Annotated in this window: 14 protein-coding genes; 3 read left to right on the forward strand and 11 right to left on the reverse strand. The window is 69.7% G+C overall.

Translation table 11 applies throughout. The annotated features are described in order from the left end of the window. Positions 1–28: 28 nt before the first annotated feature. A complete protein-coding gene (locus ACZ7EC_RS15245; protein ID WP_471062659.1) occupies positions 29–1,177 on the reverse strand; it encodes a M23 family metallopeptidase in 1,149 nt (382 codons plus the stop codon). A 427-nt stretch (positions 1,178–1,604) separates the two neighbouring features. Here ACZ7EC_RS15245 and ACZ7EC_RS15250 point away from each other — a divergent pair, with 427 nt between their 5' ends. Next, complete coding sequence (locus ACZ7EC_RS15250) at positions 1,605–2,570, forward strand: ABC transporter ATP-binding protein (RefSeq protein ID WP_471062661.1); 966 nt, start codon at positions 1,605–1,607, stop codon at positions 2,568–2,570. Then, complete coding sequence (locus tag ACZ7EC_RS15255) at positions 2,567–3,406, forward strand: ABC transporter permease (protein ID WP_471062663.1); 840 nt, start codon at positions 2,567–2,569, stop codon at positions 3,404–3,406. Before ACZ7EC_RS15250 ends, ACZ7EC_RS15255 begins: the two co-directional genes overlap by 4 nt. 78 nt (positions 3,407–3,484) lie before the next feature. Here the strand turns inward: ACZ7EC_RS15255 and ACZ7EC_RS15260 are convergent, their stop codons facing one another. Genes ACZ7EC_RS15260 through ACZ7EC_RS15295 form a run of 8 tightly spaced genes read right to left on the reverse strand, consistent with a single transcriptional unit; the run spans position 3,485 to position 15,790 of the window. After that, complete coding sequence (locus ACZ7EC_RS15260) at positions 3,485–4,675, reverse strand: FAD-dependent monooxygenase (RefSeq protein ID WP_471062665.1); 1,191 nt, start codon at positions 4,673–4,675, stop codon at positions 3,485–3,487. Further along, positions 4,672–5,883, reverse strand: coding sequence for an FAD-dependent monooxygenase (locus ACZ7EC_RS15265; protein WP_471062667.1), 1,212 nt, complete (start codon positions 5,881–5,883; stop codon positions 4,672–4,674). The genes ACZ7EC_RS15260 and ACZ7EC_RS15265 overlap by 4 nt, the downstream gene beginning before the upstream one ends. Continuing rightward, positions 5,880–6,830: a thiopeptide-type bacteriocin biosynthesis protein gene (locus tag ACZ7EC_RS15270; protein WP_471062668.1), complete on the reverse strand. Its 951-nt coding sequence runs from the start codon at positions 6,828–6,830 to the stop codon at positions 5,880–5,882. The genes ACZ7EC_RS15265 and ACZ7EC_RS15270 overlap by 4 nt, the downstream gene beginning before the upstream one ends. A gap of 14 nt (positions 6,831–6,844) precedes the next feature. Then, entirely contained in the window at positions 6,845–8,434 is a 1,590-nt protein-coding gene (locus tag ACZ7EC_RS15275; RefSeq protein WP_471062670.1) for a hypothetical protein, read from the reverse strand. Next, positions 8,412–10,361: a TOMM precursor leader peptide-binding protein gene (locus ACZ7EC_RS15280; protein ID WP_471062672.1), complete on the reverse strand. Its 1,950-nt coding sequence runs from the start codon at positions 10,359–10,361 to the stop codon at positions 8,412–8,414. Before ACZ7EC_RS15280 ends, ACZ7EC_RS15275 begins: the two co-directional genes overlap by 23 nt. Next, entirely contained in the window at positions 10,351–12,045 is a 1,695-nt protein-coding gene (locus tag ACZ7EC_RS15285) for a hypothetical protein (protein WP_471062674.1), read from the reverse strand. The genes ACZ7EC_RS15280 and ACZ7EC_RS15285 overlap by 11 nt, the downstream gene beginning before the upstream one ends. After that, positions 12,042–14,645, reverse strand: coding sequence for a lantibiotic dehydratase (locus tag ACZ7EC_RS15290; RefSeq protein ID WP_471062676.1), 2,604 nt, complete (start codon positions 14,643–14,645; stop codon positions 12,042–12,044). Before ACZ7EC_RS15290 ends, ACZ7EC_RS15285 begins: the two co-directional genes overlap by 4 nt. Continuing rightward, positions 14,642–15,790, reverse strand: coding sequence for a hypothetical protein (locus ACZ7EC_RS15295; protein ID WP_471062677.1), 1,149 nt, complete (start codon positions 15,788–15,790; stop codon positions 14,642–14,644). Before ACZ7EC_RS15295 ends, ACZ7EC_RS15290 begins: the two co-directional genes overlap by 4 nt. Positions 15,791–15,927: 137 nt before the next feature. Here ACZ7EC_RS15295 and ACZ7EC_RS15300 point away from each other — a divergent pair, with 137 nt between their 5' ends. Further along, the gene (locus tag ACZ7EC_RS15300; RefSeq protein WP_471062678.1) at positions 15,928–16,494 is read left to right on the forward strand and encodes a hypothetical protein; all 567 of its coding nucleotides are present in this window, start codon (positions 15,928–15,930) and stop codon (positions 16,492–16,494) included. A gap of 91 nt (positions 16,495–16,585) precedes the next feature. Here the strand turns inward: ACZ7EC_RS15300 and ACZ7EC_RS15305 are convergent, their stop codons facing one another. Further along, complete coding sequence (locus tag ACZ7EC_RS15305; protein WP_127355226.1) at positions 16,586–16,762, reverse strand: thiazolylpeptide-type bacteriocin; 177 nt, start codon at positions 16,760–16,762, stop codon at positions 16,586–16,588. Positions 16,763–17,026: 264 nt separating this feature from the next. Continuing rightward, positions 17,027–18,544 carry a SagB/ThcOx family dehydrogenase gene (locus tag ACZ7EC_RS15310; protein ID WP_471062681.1) on the reverse strand — a complete coding sequence of 506 codons (1,518 nt, stop codon included), beginning with the start codon at positions 18,542–18,544 and terminating at the stop codon, positions 17,027–17,029. Positions 18,545–18,636 lie beyond the last annotated feature (92 nt).

The following is an 18,636-nucleotide window of genomic DNA, read 5'->3' on the forward strand; positions in this document are numbered from 1 at the left end:
CCGCCCGTCTTCCCGTACGTGCCGTCACCTAGGTACGCACGGTCCGCCCCCGGTACAGCGAACCGCCGATCCCCCGGAACTCCAGGTCGAGGCCGAGGCCGTCCCGTTCGGCGTGGATGTGCAGATGCGGCTCGCTGCTGTTCCCCGAGTTGCCGACCTCGCCGAGCGGCTGACCGGCCCGTACGACATCGCCCGCGGCCACGGTCACCGTGCCCGGCCGCAGATGGGCGAGCTTGACGATCTCGGCACCCGTGTCGATCCACACATGGTTGCCGTAGGGCGGCTGGTAGCGGATGACACCGGGCTCCTGGTCCTCGACGAGGCCGGCGGCGGAGACGACCGTACCGTCGCACGGGGCGAACACGGTCTGCCCGTAGGCCAGATACCTCTTGTTCCCACCGCGCCCGCCCGTGGTCCGGGAGCCGCCGGGCCCGACCTGGAGGAGATCCAGCGCACCACGCTGCTCGGGAACCGCCGCGTGATGGTTCAGGCCCCGCCCGCCACCCTGCCCCACGAGCCAACGGCCGCTCCGCAGCGGGAAGTCGAGGGGCCGGGAGACGGCCATCCCCCAGCGGTGCCGCCGCGCCCGCACCAGCAGCAGCCCGAACAGGACGCACAGGCCGATGCCCATGCCCAGCTCGGCGGCGTCACCCGACGAGGGGAGCCGCGGCAGCCGCCAGGCGGAGGCGACGGCCACGAGCGCGCCGGCCTGGAGCGCCCGGCGTATCCAGCGGGAGAACTCGGCGGGGGCAAACCAGCCGTGCACGACGAGGTAACCGGCCGCGACGATGAGCAGCCGGCCGCACCAGGCGACCCGGCTGGGAGCCGTCCAGCACGCGTCGATACGCAGGGCGAACAACACCGCGAGCACCACCCGGGCCGACACCGGCACCACCCACCGGGGAACCTTGAGCCGCGCCGGCCGGTGAACGGCGGGGGAGATCAGCAACGCGTCCAGCCGCTGGCCGTCCCCGCTGGCCGCGAACGCGAGCACCTCGCCCTCACTGCCCTGAATCACCAGCCCCTCGGGACTGTCCCGCACTCCGGTGACCTTGCCGACCCGCCGGAACGTGGCCTCGAGCACCGCGTCGAGCCGCTCCCGCCCCACAGCGGCGACCACACGGGGCGCGAGCCGCTCCCGCTCACCGGCCCCGGCGACGAGAAACCGGCGCAGCACCTCCCCGACAACCTCCCCCCGACCGCCCCCGTCCCGCATCATCCCCGCCTCCCCGTGTACGCGCCCGGTGCGCCCCCAGTGGACGAGACGGGCACCACGGCCCAGGCGTTGCCCGGGAGGGGAGGCGGCGTGTACTGCTTGCGTACCGAGTCCGCCACGGCCCTGCTCTCCGGCCGCGACGACGAGTTCGTCGCCGTCGTCCTCAAGGGCTACACGGGAAGGCGCTGGGGCGAGATCGTCCGCCTTCCGGCAGGTGCCCCGCCGTGCTTGACAACTGTCGCCGCCTTGATGACGGCCGTCATCACTTCCCCTGACACCGCTCCTTCTGGGTCAGGTCCTGCCCCTAGGGTCGCCATGCCCGACAGCTCAGGTCGGCGAATGAGAACAAGACGTTGAGGAGCGGCATGAGTGAACTGGAATGTCCGCGGTGACGGCGGTCGTCGTCGAAGGGCTGAGAAAGGCGTACGAGAGTCGCGAGGTGCTGCGCGGGATCGACTTCACAGTGTCGGAAGGTGAGATCTTCGCTTTCCTCGGGCCCAACGGCGCCGGCAAGACCACGACCCTGGAGATCCTCGAGGGCTTCCGCAGTCGCGACAAGGGTCGTGTGGAGGTGCTCGGACAGGACCCCGGGACGCCCGGCGGCAGCCGTCGGCTTCGCGAAGACGTTGGGCTCGTCCTACAGGACATAGCGGTGGAGCCGTACCTGTCCGTGCGCGAGACCGTCGCGCGCAATGCGGGCTATTACCGAGCGCCCCGCGATGTCGACGGGGTCATCGAACTCGTCGGTCTGGGCGAGAAGCAGAGCGCCAAGGTCAAGGAACTGTCGGGCGGACAGAAGCGGCGGCTCGACCTGGCGCTGGGGGTGGTGGGGAATCCCCGTCTGATCTTCCTTGACGAGCCCACCACGGGCTTTGACCCCAGCGCCAGGCGCAGTGCGTGGGAAGTGGTCCGCGATCTCCGGGATTCCGGAACCACGATTGTTCTCACGACGCACTACATGGACGAGGTACAGGCACTCGCCGACTCGGTGGCTGTGATCGCGGAGGGACGGATCGTCGCCTCGGGATCGCCTGCCTCGTTGGGCGGACGGGACAGTGCGCTCACCACGATCCGCTTCGAGCTGCCGGCGGGAACGCAGACGTCGGACCTGCCGGTCCAGAAGGTCAAGGCTGTCGACGGTTCGCTGGTCACCATCGAGGTGGAGGACCCGACGCCCACGTTGCACTCCCTCACCGACTGGGCCCTGCGCAAGGGGACGACGCTCGGTCGACTCACAGTCGAACGGCCTTCTCTCGAAGACGTGTACCTCGACATCACCCGCTCCTACGATCACGAACCATCCCAGCAGAACACCGCTGTTCGAGGGCGTCGACCGAATCGGAGCCGTTCATGACCCTTCAATCCTCGCCGCCCACAGCGGAGGACTCACCGGCCGCACCGGAGCAGGTGACCGCCGACAACGACGTGTCCGGGCGCAGCCGACTCAGGCTGCTGCTTCATCAGGTGCGTTATGAGGAGCTGGCCTTCTGGCGGAATCCGCAAGCGGTGATCTTCACCTTTCTCCTGCCCGTAGTCGTGGTGACGATCTTCGGCGCAGTGTTCGGGGGAGGCGACAAACAGGACTTCTTCTTCGGGATGTCCGGCATCCAGTACTACACACCGACGGTTGCTGCGGTCTCCGTACTGGGGGCGTGCTACGGGCAATTGGCGATCGTGCTGTCGACACGACGGCAGACCGGTCAGCTCAAGCGGTTGCGCGCTACTCCGTTGCCGACCTGGATCTACTTCGTCGGTCTGCTGGTCCACTGCCTCTTGGTCAGCTTCGTGGATGTCGTTCTGGTCATGGCAGTGGGGTCCTTTTACGGTGTGCGACTACCGGACCACTGGATGGCGATCGTGCTGACGCTGATCCTGGGCGCCGCAAGCTTCTGCGCGCTCGGAGTCGCTGTCGCATCGTTGGTCAGGAATGCCGAAGCCGCCCCGGCGCTGGTGCAGTTCATCCAGTTCCCCTTGGTGTTCATCTCGGGTAGCTACTTCCCGATTCACGCCGGGGTGCTGAACGACATCGCAGGTCTGCTGCCGGTCAAGCCGTTCAACGACGCCATGCTGGCACCGTTCGCACAGAGCGGTGGCTACCAGTGGAAGGACCTCGGCGTGCTGGCGGCCTGGGGCGTCGTCGGAGCGGTGGTGGCCGTCCGGCGGTTCCGATGGGACCCCCGCCCTGAATGACAGCCTGCTGCGGTGTGGGCTCGGGCCTGGCGACGTCAGCGGTCAGGCTCGAGCCACACCGCAGCAGGTCACGGCAGATCAGCGCGGGGTCAGAACTCGGCTCGCCCCGACGGCGTCACCGTACAGCCAGTCGAGGTCCGCCAGGTGTGCACGGTCCGCCAGGTTCGCATCGCGCGCTGCCTGCCGGGCCCCGTCCGGGAAGTGGAACGTCTCGGCGCGGAGCCGTGACTGCTGGTGGACCTCTGCCGTGCGCGGCCTGCGGACGGCTTCGTATCTGCGCAGTCCGCTCGGGATGTCGCTCGGGCTCGTGGTGAGACAGTCCGCCAGGACAACTGCGTCCTCCAGCGCCTGGCTCGCTCCCTGTGAAAGGAAGGGCAGCATCGGATGAGCGGCATCACCGACCAGCACTATCCGGCCAGTGCGGTACCGCGTGGCCAGGGGCCGGTCGAACAGCCCCCAGCGAGTCACGGATCCTGCCGATCGCAGCACCCGCACTACATCCTGGTGCCAGCCGCCGAACTCGGCCAAGAGCTCCGCGATCCCCGCGGGGAAGCCCCGGAGGACGCCTCCCCCTTCCGGACCGGCGCACACCGCGCTGAAGTGGATCGAATTTCCGGACGATACAGGGTAGTAAGTGATGTGCCGCCCGGGTCCGAGCCAGAACATCACTCGCGGCTGGTCCTCGAAGGACGGGACGGCCGAGGCAGGTACCAGCCCCCGATAGACCGAATAGCCCGCGAACAACGGCTCGTCGTCCACGACACTCCCGCGCAGCACGGAGTGCACGCCGTCCGCACCGATGACGACGTCGGCGGTCGTCGATCCGCCGTCGGCGAAGCGCAGCTCCACCCGGTCGTCGTGTTCCACCACCCGGCTCACTGCCTGACCGAGGTGGATCCGCCCTGGCGGCAGCAGGTCGACCAGACTGGCTTGCAGATCGGCGCGGTGAACCAGGTAGTACGGTGCACCGAACCGTTCCTCGCAGGGCCTTCCATGCGTGAGACGGGCCAGGAGCTTTCCGTCGTCCCAGCGCCGGGTCTCGATTGCGTCCGCTTTCATGGCATCGCGGCGCATGGACGGCTCGGCCCCCAGCTCATGAAGGATGCGGGCGCCGTTGGGGGAGAGCTGGATTCCCGCACCTATCGCCGACAGCGTCTGTGACTTCTCGTAGATGTCGCATGCGACACCGTGGCGGCGCAACAGAATGGAGACGGCGAGTCCCGACACCCCGGCGCCGACCACGGCCACCCGCGGTCCGTCGGCTCTCATGACACTCCTTCCCGTTCCTGGCGTGTGGTGCGGTGCGCGCCCGCCTCATGGCCGTAGAGCCAGGCGCGCTCGCGCAGCCCGGTGGGGCCCGCGGCCCGGCGCATCACCCGGTCCCGTTCGCGTTGTTGCGGCCCGTCCGCGAGGTGCATGCTCTCCGAGTGCTCTCGGGACCCCCGCTGGATGGCTGCCGTCCGCGGCGCACGGGCCTGCTCGTACCGGCCAAGCAGTTCCGGTACGTCGGCGCGGCGAGCCCCTGCAAGCAGCGCGGCGAGCTCCACCGCGTCCTCGACGGCCTGGTTCGCTCCCTGTGCCATGAAGGGCAGCATCGGGTGCGCGGCATCACCGAGCACCGTGAGCCGGCCCGCGGACCATGCCCGCAGCTCCGGCCGGTCGTACAGGGCCCACCGCCGGACCGTGTCGGCGGTGTGGGTGATGTACGGGACCAGTCCACGCCATCCCTCGAAGGCGGCCGCCAGTTCGGCGGGGTCACCGGTGGCCGACCAGGACTCCGCTCCTCCGTCGGCGAGGGGGGCGATCGCGGCGAAGCTCATCAACCGTCCGCCGGCCACGGGATAACAGACGAAGTGCCGGCCGGGGCCCAGCCACATCCTGATCAGTGGTTCGCCCGCAGGCGCCGGCAGCCGGTCAGCCGGAACGAGCCCCCGGAAGACACCGAGGCCGGAAAACACCGGTGCGTCGCGCACCAGTGACTCCCGGACCACGGAGTGAATGCCGTCGGCGCCCACCACGACGTCGGCACGATGCGTGACGCCGTTTTGGAAGGTGAGCACCATCTCGTCGTCGTCGCGGGAAACGGACAGAAGCCGATGGCCCAGCCGCAGCGGTCCTGGCCCGACCAGATCCAGGAGCGCCTTCTGCAGGTGCGCGCGGTGTATCGCGTAATAGGGAGCCCCGTACAGGTGCTCGCAGGCGGAGCCGAACGGCGTCCAGGTGATCAGTCCGCCTGCCCAGCCGTACACCCGCATCTCGTCGACGGCCACACCGTGCTCCCGCAGCGCGGGACCCAGGCCGAGCCGCGCCAGGTGACGCGCGGCGTTCGGGGCGAGCTGGACCCCCGCTCCGATTTCGGCCATCGAACGGGCCTGCTCGAACACCTCGCACGGGGTGCCGGACCGGGCGAGCGACGCCGCCAGTGTCAGCCCCCCGATGCCGGACCCGATCACCGCGATCCGCAGTCGTCCGCTCATGGCCGGCCTCCGTGAGCCGGATCCGGCAACGGGAAGGCGTGCGTCAGCCATGCGTAGGTGCGCAGCTCGTCGAAGAGCGTCCTGCCGAGACGGTTGTGAAGCATATGCACATGGGAGACGAGGATCTGCCCGGGAATGGTGGTCGTGGTGGTGCGTACCGCTCCGACGAGGTCCGACAGAGCCGCATGCCACGCCTCGAACGGGCCGTGCCGGGAAGGGTCGACGGGCTTGGCACCTGTGCCGGCCACGCGGCACATCTCGTCCAGCTGTTCCTCGCTGCAGCCGAACCCGCCCGCCCACGCCCGCCAGGCCATGAGGCTGTGGGCGTAGAAGGCGGCCTGCTCGGTCTCGTCGCCGAGCGCGGCGGCCGCGGAGATCGTGGCGCGCAGGGCCAGGGCGGAGCGGGCCTGCGGACTCGACACGTGCGGCAGCAGGGCGAGTACCAGCTCGCTGGACAGCTGGAACAGCCGCTCCGTACGGGGCATCAGGGCGGGGCCACCATAGCGCTCGGTCTCCTGCTCGTAGACGGCCCGGTGCACTCCCGGCGCACGTAGCGCGAGAACGTCGTCGTCCCTGAGCGATTCGTTCCGGGCGAGAAGCCGGGCCTCCGCGCTGTACGTCTTCTCGTCGAGCAGGCTCTCCCCGTCCGCCGGGCGTCCGGCGGTCTCCAGCCGCTCGTGCAACGCCTGTTCCACTTCGGCGTGCCGTGCCTCTGGCAGGTCCCCCACACGGAACCTGATATGGGGTCCGCCCTGCCAGTAGCGGATGAAGAACCAAGGAGCGCCGTCGAGTTCGCCGACCGTCGGCGCGACGACCTCGTTCACCACCCGGTCCAGTAGTGGCCGGGCGTTCGAGGCCAGATGCAGGTGCCAGGAACTCCAGTGCGTCGTGGATGTCGCGGCCTCCCCGGACCGGCGTGGCTGGCCGGGCGCAATCTGCTGTGTCACGGCGTTCTCCTCCCTCATACCCTGACGTCCAGCAGCGCATGGGTGGCGTGCCTCGGCAGGCCCGACACAGCGGCCAGAGTGATCATCTCGTCGGTGTCGAGCCGGAGAATGCGCTGTGTCGGCATCTCGTTGAACGCGCGGACCGGACGGGTGAACATGCCGTGCGCCGTGGTGGACAGGCACAGGCCGTGGAGGGCCCAGCCGCAGTAGTACTGCGCGGCGCTCCACCCGTTGGGTCCGAGGCGGGCGAAGAGTTCGCGGGGCTTCACCGACAGGAACCAGATGGCCGAGGCGTGGCGTACGTCGCAGCCCGTGTCGGGGCTGAGCCCGTAGCCGTACTCCGCCTCCAGCCGTGATGCGGCGCCTTGGTCCTTGACCAGCAGCTCCGGCTTTCCGTTCCGCACGCGGTGGATGCCGCTTTCGTACCCCTCCACGTCCTGGAGCACGGCCGTGAGCGTCACCAGTTCCGAGGCGGCCCGCAGACTGTGTCCAGGCGGTGGTACGGCGAGCCAGCGGATGGCGTCATCGACACAGTCCCCGGGCACCCGCGCACGTCGGCCGCCCATGCCGAGCAGGCGGCGGGGCATGCGGCCGGAGTTGCGCCGCCACATCACTTCCGCCCAGGACAGTGCGCCGGGCGGTGCCGCGACGTGTGCCGGAACGGCCGGCGTGACGGGGGCAGGCGGGTCGTCGAACGCCTGGGTGCGGTTGACGCGCACCAGGTCCGCGAGTGAGGCGTCATCGGGGCGGTCATCGGACGTTGCGGAGCGCCAGGACTTGGGCTCGGACGAGGCGTCGGGCTCCGGCCCGGTCTCGATCACGAGGGGGAGTGACCACTCCCAGCCAGGGGTCAGGCCCAGTTCGTCCAGCAAAGCGGCGGAGCCTTCGCGCGGCAGCACCAGGCGTCCCGGCAGCCCGAACAGTTCCAGCGCCATGGCCAGGGAGCGCAGGGTGATGCCGAGCTCCAGGTTCACCAGGGAGCCGCGGAACCACTTGTAGGCCCGAGGTATGCGCGTGTATCTGCCGGTCAGTGCGATGCGTCGCCGTCGGCCGTGGTGGGTGCCGGAGGTGAGCGCGGTGAGTGCGTGCCGCTCGGGCTCGAGCAGGTGCCAGCGCTCCCCGTCGTCGAGGAAGACCTGCACGGGATAGAGACAGCGCGGTGAGGCGTACCCGCGGTGCGGGTTGTAGACGTTGTCCGGGTCGGACCACTGCACGCCGAAGCTCGCGACGAGCGCACGGGCGAGGGCCTCGTCGGGGCCCGGGAAGGCTGCCCGGCCGTGCGGGAAGGTGAGGGTGTCGAGCAGGTCGGCGGTCCCCCGCGGAAGCTCCGTACGGCTGCCGCCTTCGATACACCAGGGCGGGCGCGGCATCACGTGCGAGGTCATGGGGGGTACCGGCATGCCGGTCCATGCCGGTACGGGTGGTGCGTCGTCGCCGGCGCCGAACTCGTACCACAGCGACTCCCGTTCGATGCTGTGGTCGCCGTACGGCGGAGGCAGGTCTACGGAGGCGCGCCGCACCATGCCGGGGGCCCACTCGATCACGCGCTTCTCCTCGGGACGCGGCAGAGTGCCGGCGCGCTCACGGGAACGGGTGCGGGTCATAAGGGATCTCCCGGTTCTCCTGCGACGTTCCGGCGAGCGCGGCCGCCAGGCGGGGAAGGTTCTTCAGGCGCTGCTGGGCGTGGCCGAAACACATGGGCAGAATGCCGGGGACGACGGCCTTGGCGACCGCCACGCCGACATCGGCGTGCTCGCGGGTGGTCTGGTTCACCAGGACGATCCGGTCCAGGCCGGCTTGCGCGTACAGGCCGCGCACATGGTCCAGGGCCCCGCGAACCGTCCCGCCGGAGGCCCGGCGCAAGATGCCGGGCCAGCCGGGGAACGCATCCTGCAGGGTCGTGTCCGGCCCACCGAGCACCTCGGAGACACGGGGCAGCTTCTCGGGCAGCGTGTACAGCTGCGGGTGGTGTTCCAGTTCCACCAGCTTCCAGGGATCGTCGAGCATCCGCTCGGCTTCCTCGCGGTTCCACTGCACCTTGTTGGTCACCAGCTGGGCGACCTCCCGCAGCGCGCCGCGGATGGCGGTGTTCGGGTTGGCTCCCGATCCTCCGGACGAGTACGTGGCGGGGAACGGGTTCCTGCGGTTCACCACCAGTACCCAGACGATGGGCAGGTCGATGTCCTGCTTCGCCAACAGGATGTGCACATCGAAGCCCCGCGTCTGGATCAGGTCGATCAGACTCCGGTTCTCCGGGTCCGTGATCGAGGCGTTCGAAATACGGGGCAGTGGCGTCCGGCGGTGCCAGGAGAGCAGAAAAGCATCACGTTCGGCCAGTTCGAGCAAGGAGTGCAGCGCGGCCTCGGCAAGGCTCGATCCGGCCGCGCAGCCGCTGGAGGAGTCGTGGAAGTACTTCCTCAGGGTGCCCGGCTCGGGCGTCCCGCCCTCGGCGCGGATCTTTCGCGCGACGACGCGAGCCGCTCGCGCCGCGTGACGGGAAAGCTTGAAGCGTTGCTCGTACTGGTAGAAACCGGCCTCGGCCGGCACCAGGAGGGGCTCACCGGAGGCCAGGTCATGACCCCACACCCAGTCCATCGGCGTGTCCGCCGTATAGGGGAGCACCTGACAGCTCGGGTGGGCCAACTGCTTCTCGGTGTGCTCACCGAGCGTCGTCGGGTCAAGGGCGTGGTCGGCGACCTCGCGATAGCTGCGCTCCAGCAGCAGCGGCGTGTCGAACGGGAAACTGCCGAGTCTCTCGTACGTCTCGATGATGCCGACGGGATCGGCCTCGGCGAACGTTCCGGCCCGGCCGTGTCCCGGCGCGGCGGCGTCGGGCGCCAGACACATGCTCATGGCGAAGGGGACGTTCGACTCGCGCATGATGACCTGTATCGGCCCGTAGCGTGCATCGAGCAGGCGGTCACGCATGGCGCCGGGCCTGACCAGGTGCGCACCGCCGGCGCCGCGTGTCGGGTCCCGGGGGGAGAGGGGTTCGGCGTCGAGCGTCAGCGGCGCGGGGCGCCAGTCGTCGGCGAGTACGGCTCCGGGCTGGGCGCATGCCGGACAGAAGAAGCTGCGGGGGATGCGGTGCCGTCGCACGTAGTGGGTGCCGACGGCGTACAACTCGCCCGGCTGCAAGGGATGGTCGGCCAGGTTCTCCAGAGCGGCGTCCAGCAGTACGGGCAGCAGAGGCCGGGCGGCACGCGGTACGGCCTGTGGTTCGTCCAGCGCGTCGGCCAGCGGGTGCTCCGCCGTGTTGCGCTCGCGTATCTCGGCGCAGCACGCGCAGCCCGAGTCCGTGCCGGGCACCCACCGCGGCCCGATGATCACCTCGTCGTCATGGAGCCGCACGGAGACGAGTTCCTCCCCGTTCGCGGCGCTCTTCTCCCACTGCGCGCGCTCCCAGGCCAGATCCCAGCCCCGGTTCAGCGCGATCGGCGCGCGCACCGTGTCGCCGATGCGCTGGATCGTCTCGGCCCAGGACGCGTCGAGGGACGCCATGCCGGGGCCGTGGTGCTGTTCATCGCGCATGTCGGATCTCCTGCGTGTGCTGCTGAGCCTGGACGGGGCCGCACCAGAAGGGGATGTCACCGAGCGAGGCGTCCGTGCGGCGGGAGTGGCCCCGGTAGGAGACGTTTCGTGCGGTGGCGAGCCGTTCGACCTGTGTGCGCAGCGAGTGAATCTCCTGGTCGTCCGCGACGGTGACCGCGTCCGTGCGCAGCGGCGGCAGCCCCGCCTCGCCGCCACGGGCGGCCGTCACCTGGGCGGCAGCGAGGGCCGTACTCAGGGCCTCGCGCACCGCGGTGTCGCCGTCGGGAGCCCAGGCCGCCCCCAGCACCCGACCGCTGTCGGACATCTCCACACGGGCCAGCCGCCAGTCGAGTCCGGGAACGTGCAGAACGCGGACGGTGATCGGCTCCGGCCGCCAGTCCTGCAGGATCCGGCGGATGCGGGCTGTCTCCTCGCCTTCCACGACCTCGATGCGTGTGGCCTGCGCCTCGTCGGCCAGCAGCCGCAGCACGCCGTCCAGCAACCAGCGTTCCTCCGTCAGGCCGGCGGCGGCCGCTTCACCGTGCACCGACGGGCAGCAGGACCGCAGCACCTCGAGAGCGGCTCCCACCGTCGCGCACCACTGGTCCTGCGCCCACACGGTGACGCGTCCCCCGGCGCCCGTCCGCAGCTCCATCTCCCGCACTGCCAAGGGCATCTGGGGAAGGGTCTGCTCGGTGGCGGCCGGTGTGTACAGGCCCTTCCAGCGGGCAGTGAGAACGTTGACGCGCTCGATCGTGTCGTCGGCGTCCGGGGTCTGCCCGGCCGGCGCGGTCTCGAGCTTTCGCAGTCCGTCGTCCGTCGTGGGGGCTCCGAGCAGCACCCGTTCCGCGACGAGTGCGGAACCGTGCACGACGTGCGCCGCGCCGGCCTCCTCGATTCCCAGCACGAGGTCGAACACCAGCTGACCGGCGATCGCACCGATCATGGCGTCGGCCACGGGCCGGGCGACCCGGTCGAGTTCCTCCCCCTGCGCCCATCCCAGAACCCTCTGGCGGACAGCGGCCAGCACCGGATAGGAGTCGGTGCCCCGCAGGACCGGTCCCGCCTGCAGCACGCGATCGTGCACGAGGACCGGCACGACCGGCACACCGGGCGCTGTCCGCTGCGCGCCGTGGAGTGCGAACACGCCGGCCCGCAGCTCGTCGTCGGTGCCGCAATACAGTACGGCGTCCACCTCGCCGCACGCGCCGAACTCGGTCACGTCCGGCATCAGCACCTCGCCGATACCGGCCCGGCCCAGCCCGCGGGCTGCCGAGCGTACGGCGTCCGCCTGACCGAGCAGGGCGACCCTTGCGGTGCGGATGCGGGCGAACGCGGTGTACGGGTCGGGGCACACCGACTCCACATACGCGAGCGAACCCGCGTACCGCTCACGGTCCTCGGTGCTCGGCTCGGGTCCGCGGAGCATCTCCTCGTCCAGCAGCATGCCGTGATCGCGCAGCCCTCGGGTCACCTGTCGCACGACGGGCCGGGCTCGTTCCGATCCCAGCGCCGTGACGAGCTCGTCCTCGGTCGTCCCCTGTTCGAGCAGCGGGAGGCACACGTCCGCAACCTTGAACAGATGGTCCCAGCCCTTGAGGACGAACTGCGCCCGCGCGCCACTGAAGTACACCCCGCCCGGCACCGGCGCGCAGTGCAGGTACGGCCTTGCTTTCAACCTCATCGGTTCTCCCCCTCGTACCGGAACAAGCCGCCAGGACGACGTCCTATCTCCACCACCCACTCCTGCGCATGCGTCCCGTCGACGACCGAAGGCAGGGCCTCTTCGAGGTAGTTGACCGCCTCGTCCTCCGTTGCCCGGCGGTCCAGCATCCTCGGCAGGACGCGCGTGCAGAGCGCGCTGGCGAGGTCCATGTACTGCGGCTTGTGCTGCAGTCGGCGGGGCAGTACGTCCGCCGGGTCGAGCGTCCTTGGCGAGTCCTGCCCGAACGCTGTCTTCAGGACGACCTCCTCTGGCACGTCGTACCGCGCGCGCCAGGCGGTCAGTTGCCGCAGCAACTCGTGTTCGGTGACTCCCGCGTTCAGGGCCGAGGCCAGCTCCGCGCCGCCGTACCAGCGGCGTCTTGCCAGGACGACGTCACCGACCGAGATCCTCGGAGACGTCAGTGTCCGCTGCTGGTCCCACGCTTGGGTCCGGTGCCAGCCGTCGACCAGGTCGTTGTTCAGTCGTCCTCCGGTGGACAGGGACGTCGCCAGGGACAGGGGAGGCGGGAAAAGCCCCGGATGGCCCGTGCCGAGTGCCAGTACCCGGATCCGTCGCCCGTCGGCGTCCTCGACGGCGAGCGTGTCGGTGTCCGCGTCGTGCACCAGGCGCAGGGCGTACCAGTCGTCCGGGTGCAGCCCCTCCGGCAGGATCCGCGGATGCGCGTTGACGTTGAGGCGGTGCAGGCCCAACTCCTCCACGACGCGGGCGCCGTCCCACGTGTACCGGTCGACAAGGCGCCGTGCGAGGTGGTCGACGGACTCGCCGGCCAGCTTCCGGTCGGCGTCGAGGAACCGGGCATACAGCATGCCGTGCCCCGGCAACCCGTCGTTGAACACGAGCCGGCCGCCCGCGGCCTGCACCAGAACCCCGTAGCTCAACGGGTCCCGACGGATGCGGGCGGGCATGTCGGAGGTGAGGTCGCGGGCCTCCCGCGCGGACAGCATGACGTCCGCCTCCTTGCCCTTCACCGCCTTGGTGATGCGGGCCTGCGTCTCCTCGATGACCCGGTGACGCAGCGCGAAAAGCCGCTCCAGACTGCCGTCAGCCGTGCCGAGGCCGGCGAGGGCGTCCACGTCGCCCTGGACGTACGACGCGTTCATCACGCCCGCGCGCCGGGAGACCTCTCGCACGAGCGATTCGGCGTGCTCGGCGAGCGGAACGTTCGCTCCGGAACCGAACCGCTGCACGAAGGCGGCCGTCGTCAGGACCCGTACGTCGTGCAGCCAGTCGAACGCCGACAGAAGTTCCACCGCGGCGCCGAGATCGTCCAGGCGGCCCCGCCAGCGCCCGGAGTCGATGGTCCGGGGGGAGAGCACATAGTCCTCTTCGACGGTGACGCGCGCGGGCCGCCGGGCCAGCGTGCTCAGTTCCCGGAAGTCCCCTTCGATCGCGCGGAGTTCGTCCCGCCGGTGGGCGACCTGGCCGGTGGCCAGCCGGGGCATTCGGGACCTGACGTCGTCCAGCAGCGCGCAGCCCGGAGTCCCCGGCCGCGTGAGCAGCGCCTCCAGGTCGGCGGCCCCGTCCTCCGGCTCGTTGTAGGTGCACAGGATCCCCTGGTGGACCGCCTGCAGGACCGCTTTCGCGGCATCCTGCCCGGTGCACCCCGTCTGCTCGGCGATGTGGGCCACCACCGAGCGCACCGGTCGAGGGCCCATGACGGTCGCGTCGACCAGTGCCCGGATGACGCCCTTGACCGGGGCGGACAGCCGCTGGAACCCGGATTCGGTGGGACGGAGGAAGAAGAGCGTGCTCCGCTCCTCGTCGAGCGCCGAGGTAGGTGAGAGAGCCACCCAGGCACCGAGCAGCGCGGAGCCCGTCGCCTGCGGCAGACCCCCCAGGACGTAGTTGAGCATGACCCGGTCCAGGCTCGGAAAGGCGGTCGCCCCCTCGAAGCCCACCTCACCCGGATCGACTCCGCCGGGCCCGGGTACGGCGATCCCGACAGCGGTGAAGCGGGCGAGCGGACTGGTGCGCACCATGGCCCGCGTCACGTACTGGATCAGCCCCCGCTCGGACTTGCGGCTCCGTGCGGACAGTCGGCCGGGGCCCGCAATCGCCGCACGGTACCGCTCCGACTCCTCGTACACCTCGGGGGAGACGAGGGCCAACGACCGGCGCAGGTCCTCGTCACCCAGCAGTTCGGCCAGCGTGTGACGCTCGCGGTCCGCGGCCTGCTCGTAGTGCTGGGCCACCTCCTCACGCAGCAGCCGCCGCCGTTCGGTGGCGTCGTGCCACGCGGCCACCGAAGGCGTCCCCGGCATGGCGCCCTTGACAGCACGGTCGTTGTGGATGGCACGGCGCACGGCGATGAGACGGCCGCGCAGGGTGTCGTCGGATGTTGCGCCGATGAGGGCGTACAGCTCCTCGGAGCACTGTTCTGCCGCCGCCCGCACGGCGTGTTCGGCCTCCGCCAACCGTGTCAGCAGGCTCCTGAGGGCACGGTCGCCGAGACGGCGACGGGCGAGGGGGTTGACGCGCAGCAGCCAGAGGGGCTCCTCGGCCGGGGCGGCGTGCGACGACTGCGTGCCCACGGCGGCCGGTGTCTGCATCGCGCTCATCGGACGGTCTCCCTGGCGTCCGCCCATCGCAGCCGGCCCGTCGCCAGCCGAACTTCCCATGTCTCGCCGAGGACCTCGTCGATCGTCTCGGCGAGGGCGTAACACATGTAGTAGCGCTGGACCGGAGAGACGGTGAGCAGTGGCAACTGCTGGTAGAAGAGGTTGATGAGCAGGCGGTACGCGGCGAACCACGGGGTCGGGTTGTCGATCACCCCGGCCTCCGCGGTGGCCCGGTGAAAGTCGGTGTCGGGGTGCTCGCCCTGCGGCACCACCTCGGGAGCGGTGGGCGGGCCCATGGCGGTGCCGTCCACGGACGCGTTGATCGCGTCGAGCAGCGCGGGGGTCAGTCTGCCCTCCATCACAGCGCTGTCCAGCGCGCCGGTGCAGTAGGCGAAGGCCACGCGCCACTCGGCGGCCGCACGGCTGACGTCTCCGGCGAGACGTTGCTCGACCGCGGCGCGCAGAAGGGGCGCCTCCTTGGCCCTGCGCGCGGCGAACACCGGGCGCATGTCCTTGCTGGGGGCCGCCCAGGCGAAGAACGCTTCGGCATGGGAGCGGAACGAGAACGCGCCGTGTGCGAGACCCAGGAAATAGGAGTCGCCCAGCGCGAGGAACGCCTCCGCGAGCCTGGTGGTGGCCAGTGACGGATCCCGGCTCAGTTCCTCGATCGTGTTCATCAGCGGTGCACACACGACTCCGGGCACCACTTCGGCCTCCCGCACACCGCGCAGCAGCGGGTTGCCGGGGGCCACGTCGTCCGCGCCGAGGAACTCGGTCTCGCCGTGCTCGCGCAGGGGGAGATACGGCGGGGCCACCGCCTCCAGGCGACCGAACTCCCGTGCCTGCGCGAGATAGGTCTCCTCGTTCAGCGCCCTGTCCGCGGGCAGCGGGCCGGCGTCGAGCCTGTCCGCCAGGTCCTTCCAGGGGAGGCCTCGCCCCGGCGCGCCGCGTCCCAGGACGTCCACGTGCGGTCCGTGCAGCCAGCCGCGGCGCAGCCGCACGACAGTGGCTCCGCCGTCCTTCAGCGAACGGGCGAGTGGTACCACGGACCTGGAGAGCCACGACAGCGTCACCGGCGCCCTGGTGTAGAGCCGGATTCCTTCGGCACGGCCTGCCACCGATCCGACGACACCATCTTCAGTCACATTGGCTCCCATGGTCAGCCATCCTTCAAGAATCAAATGAGGCCAGAAAAGAGCTACCACTCGATTACTGACATGCGTCATGTGCCTCATGACACCTGTGTCATATTCCGCGTGAAGTGCTGCGGTAGGCTGAGCGGGTGATCAAAGAATCTGGCAGCAGAAAACTGGGCGAAGACGGATCCCTGCAAGGCGCGATGGTGATGTCTGTTTTCGCATCACTGTGGGAACTTCTGGGTGTCTCCGGACTGATATCCGGAGTGTCGACGCCGGTATTGTCCTGCACTGCTGTCCTGGCCGTGGCTCTTGCCGTCGCTGCGGTCACTTTCACGATGCGCTTCGGCAGGCTGCCGGGGCCCAGACGCGAGCGCCGGCCGGCACCGGACAGCTTCCGGGTTTTCGGCCAGGTGAACATCGGACAGACTGTGGCGATCGTGGTGGCCGTGCTGGCTCTTGGCCGGTTCGGTCTGTGGCTGTACATCCCGGCCGCCGTCTGCCTGGTGGTGGGACTCCACTTCTTCCCGCTCGCGCGCTCCTTCGCCCAACCGCAGTACTGGTGGACCGGCGGATCGCTGACGGTCCTGGCGATTGCCGGCGCTCTGACGCTGGCAGCAGGCGGCGCTGCCGCGCACGTCCGTGTGCTGATCGGGTTCGGAGCCGCCCTTGTTCTGTGGGCGACCGCTCTGCACGTCGCCCGTCGGGGCTGATCCGGCCTGCCCCGGACGGCACCGGCGGTGTTCGCCCGGCGAAGGGCGAACACCGCCGTGCCGTCTCACTGGCTCAGACGACCGAACCTCGTCAGCAGGTGGACGAAGAGCAGGTCGACGAGGAGGACGAGGTGCCGCCGTTGCCGCCGGAGGCGCCCATCTCCGGCAGGGCCACGCCCTGGGAGACCTCGAGGACCTCGAGTTCGGTCACGTCGAACGAGTCGAAGACCTGCTCGATGTCAGCCGAGTTGACCGAGACGGTGTTCATGAAGAACTCCTCACAGTTTCCTTGTGCGGCCGGGCGGCCGCACAAGGAAACTATTTCGAATTCCGCGACCGAAAACCACCGTACGGCCTCTTCGATTGACGATTGTCACCTGCGTGATTACGGCTATCACGAAGGGTTCGGCGTGGAAATCGCCGAAGAAACCGGGAAGCGGGAAACGGAATTTTTGCTTCCCTGTAAAGGTGAATAAATGGCCCCCGCCGGAACGGCGGGGGCTTCGCCCGGACAGCGGACAGCGGGCAGGGGTCAGGCCCGGCGCAGTTCCGAGGTCGCCCAGGCCGCCCACTGGGGGTCGTTCTCCCATTTCCAGCCCTGGTCCTGGTCCCAGATGCCCGGGTCCCCCGGCGGCCGGCTGCCCAGAATGAAGTCGCCCACGGACGACTCACGCAGATAGTCCAAGCCGAGCACACGCGCCGACATGTCGGCGTCCCCGATACCGATACCGCACGGGGCCATGCCCATGGCCGTGGCCACGAGATACATGGTCTGGTAGAGCACTCCGGTGTGCCGGAGGGTCGTCGCGTACGCCATGCCGCTGTACTTCCAGGACAGCCGCTGGAAGCGGGACGTCATCGTGATCAGAACGTCTGGGTCGGCCTCCCTGGACGTCGACACGGACGCCACTTCCAGCATGCCCGCACGGTCGCCGGCGTCGGCGTTCACCAGGATGAGCCGGTGCCCGACGGGATCGTAGTAATAGATGCCCTGGTCGATGCCGGCGCACCGCTGGATGGTCAGGTACAGCTCCAGCTCGAAGGCCGAGCCTCCGGTGGGAAACGGACGCGAGACGATCTCGCCCCCCGGCTCGTCGTCCGCCGCCGGAACGAAACGTGTCCTGTTCCTGCCCACCCGGTACAGGAACTCGCCGATCTGCTCGGCTGTGAGGGGCTGTTCGCCGTAACCGCGGAACGACCTGCGGCCTTCGAGCGCGGCGGTCAGGCTCGGGTCACGGTGCCTGAGGTCGTCCAGCGAAGGGCGGTACAGCTCGATGGACGGGCCGTCCGGTACGGGCTTGACGGCCGGCTGCGGCGCGATCGTTCCCTTGTGCGCGAACACGCCTCCCAGTGGTCCGTCGAACCGGCCGGCGCGAACGCGGGAGTGGAACAGCAGGTCATGGAAGTCCCACTGACGCAGCGTCGGGTCCTCGTCGAAGTCCTCCTCGGCGGCGCGGACCTCGACGAATCCGGCGCCGACCAGGACACCTATGAGCGTGCGCGCCTCTGCCGGGGTGAGGTTCCCATTGGTTTCCCCGCTCAGGTCGCCGGCGCGCCGCGCTTTCGCGAGCGACGCCACGAGTTGCCCGGCTGCCGGATGCACAAGAAGCAACCTGACCCTGGCCAGCGGCGATTCCAGCACCCATGCCCCCGACCTGTTACGGCACAGGGCGAACCGGGACAACCTCACCATGTGGTCCTGGGGTACGTCCGCGATGTCCGGGTCGGCGTCCTGTGCGGTGTGCTCGAAACGGACCAACTCCCGGCCGTCGACGAGCAGGCCCCACACGAGCAGGCGCCCGAGACGGCTCAGCAGTCGCTGGAAGGGAGCGCGTTCGGCGGGAAGGAGCCCGTCGAGTGCCTTGTGCAGGGGAACGAGGTCATCGGCGAGCCGGGCGACGGCATCCCTCAGCCGCCCCTCCGGCAGCCTCAGGGCGAACGTGTTGACGGGCGTGACGAGTCTGACCGACGTGGCGTCGAACTCGACCCGAACGTCCTCCCGGAAGCCCACGAGGTACTCGGCTTCTGGCCCCGGTTTACCAGGCCGCATGCTGACCTCCGAAATCATGGTTGCGGAGCCACCATGGTCCGGTGACGGACATCCGCTCCGGCAAGGAGTCGGTGACGAGGATCAGAGGCTTC

The sequence above is a fragment of the Streptomyces sp. NPDC037203 genome, assembly GCF_055605065.1.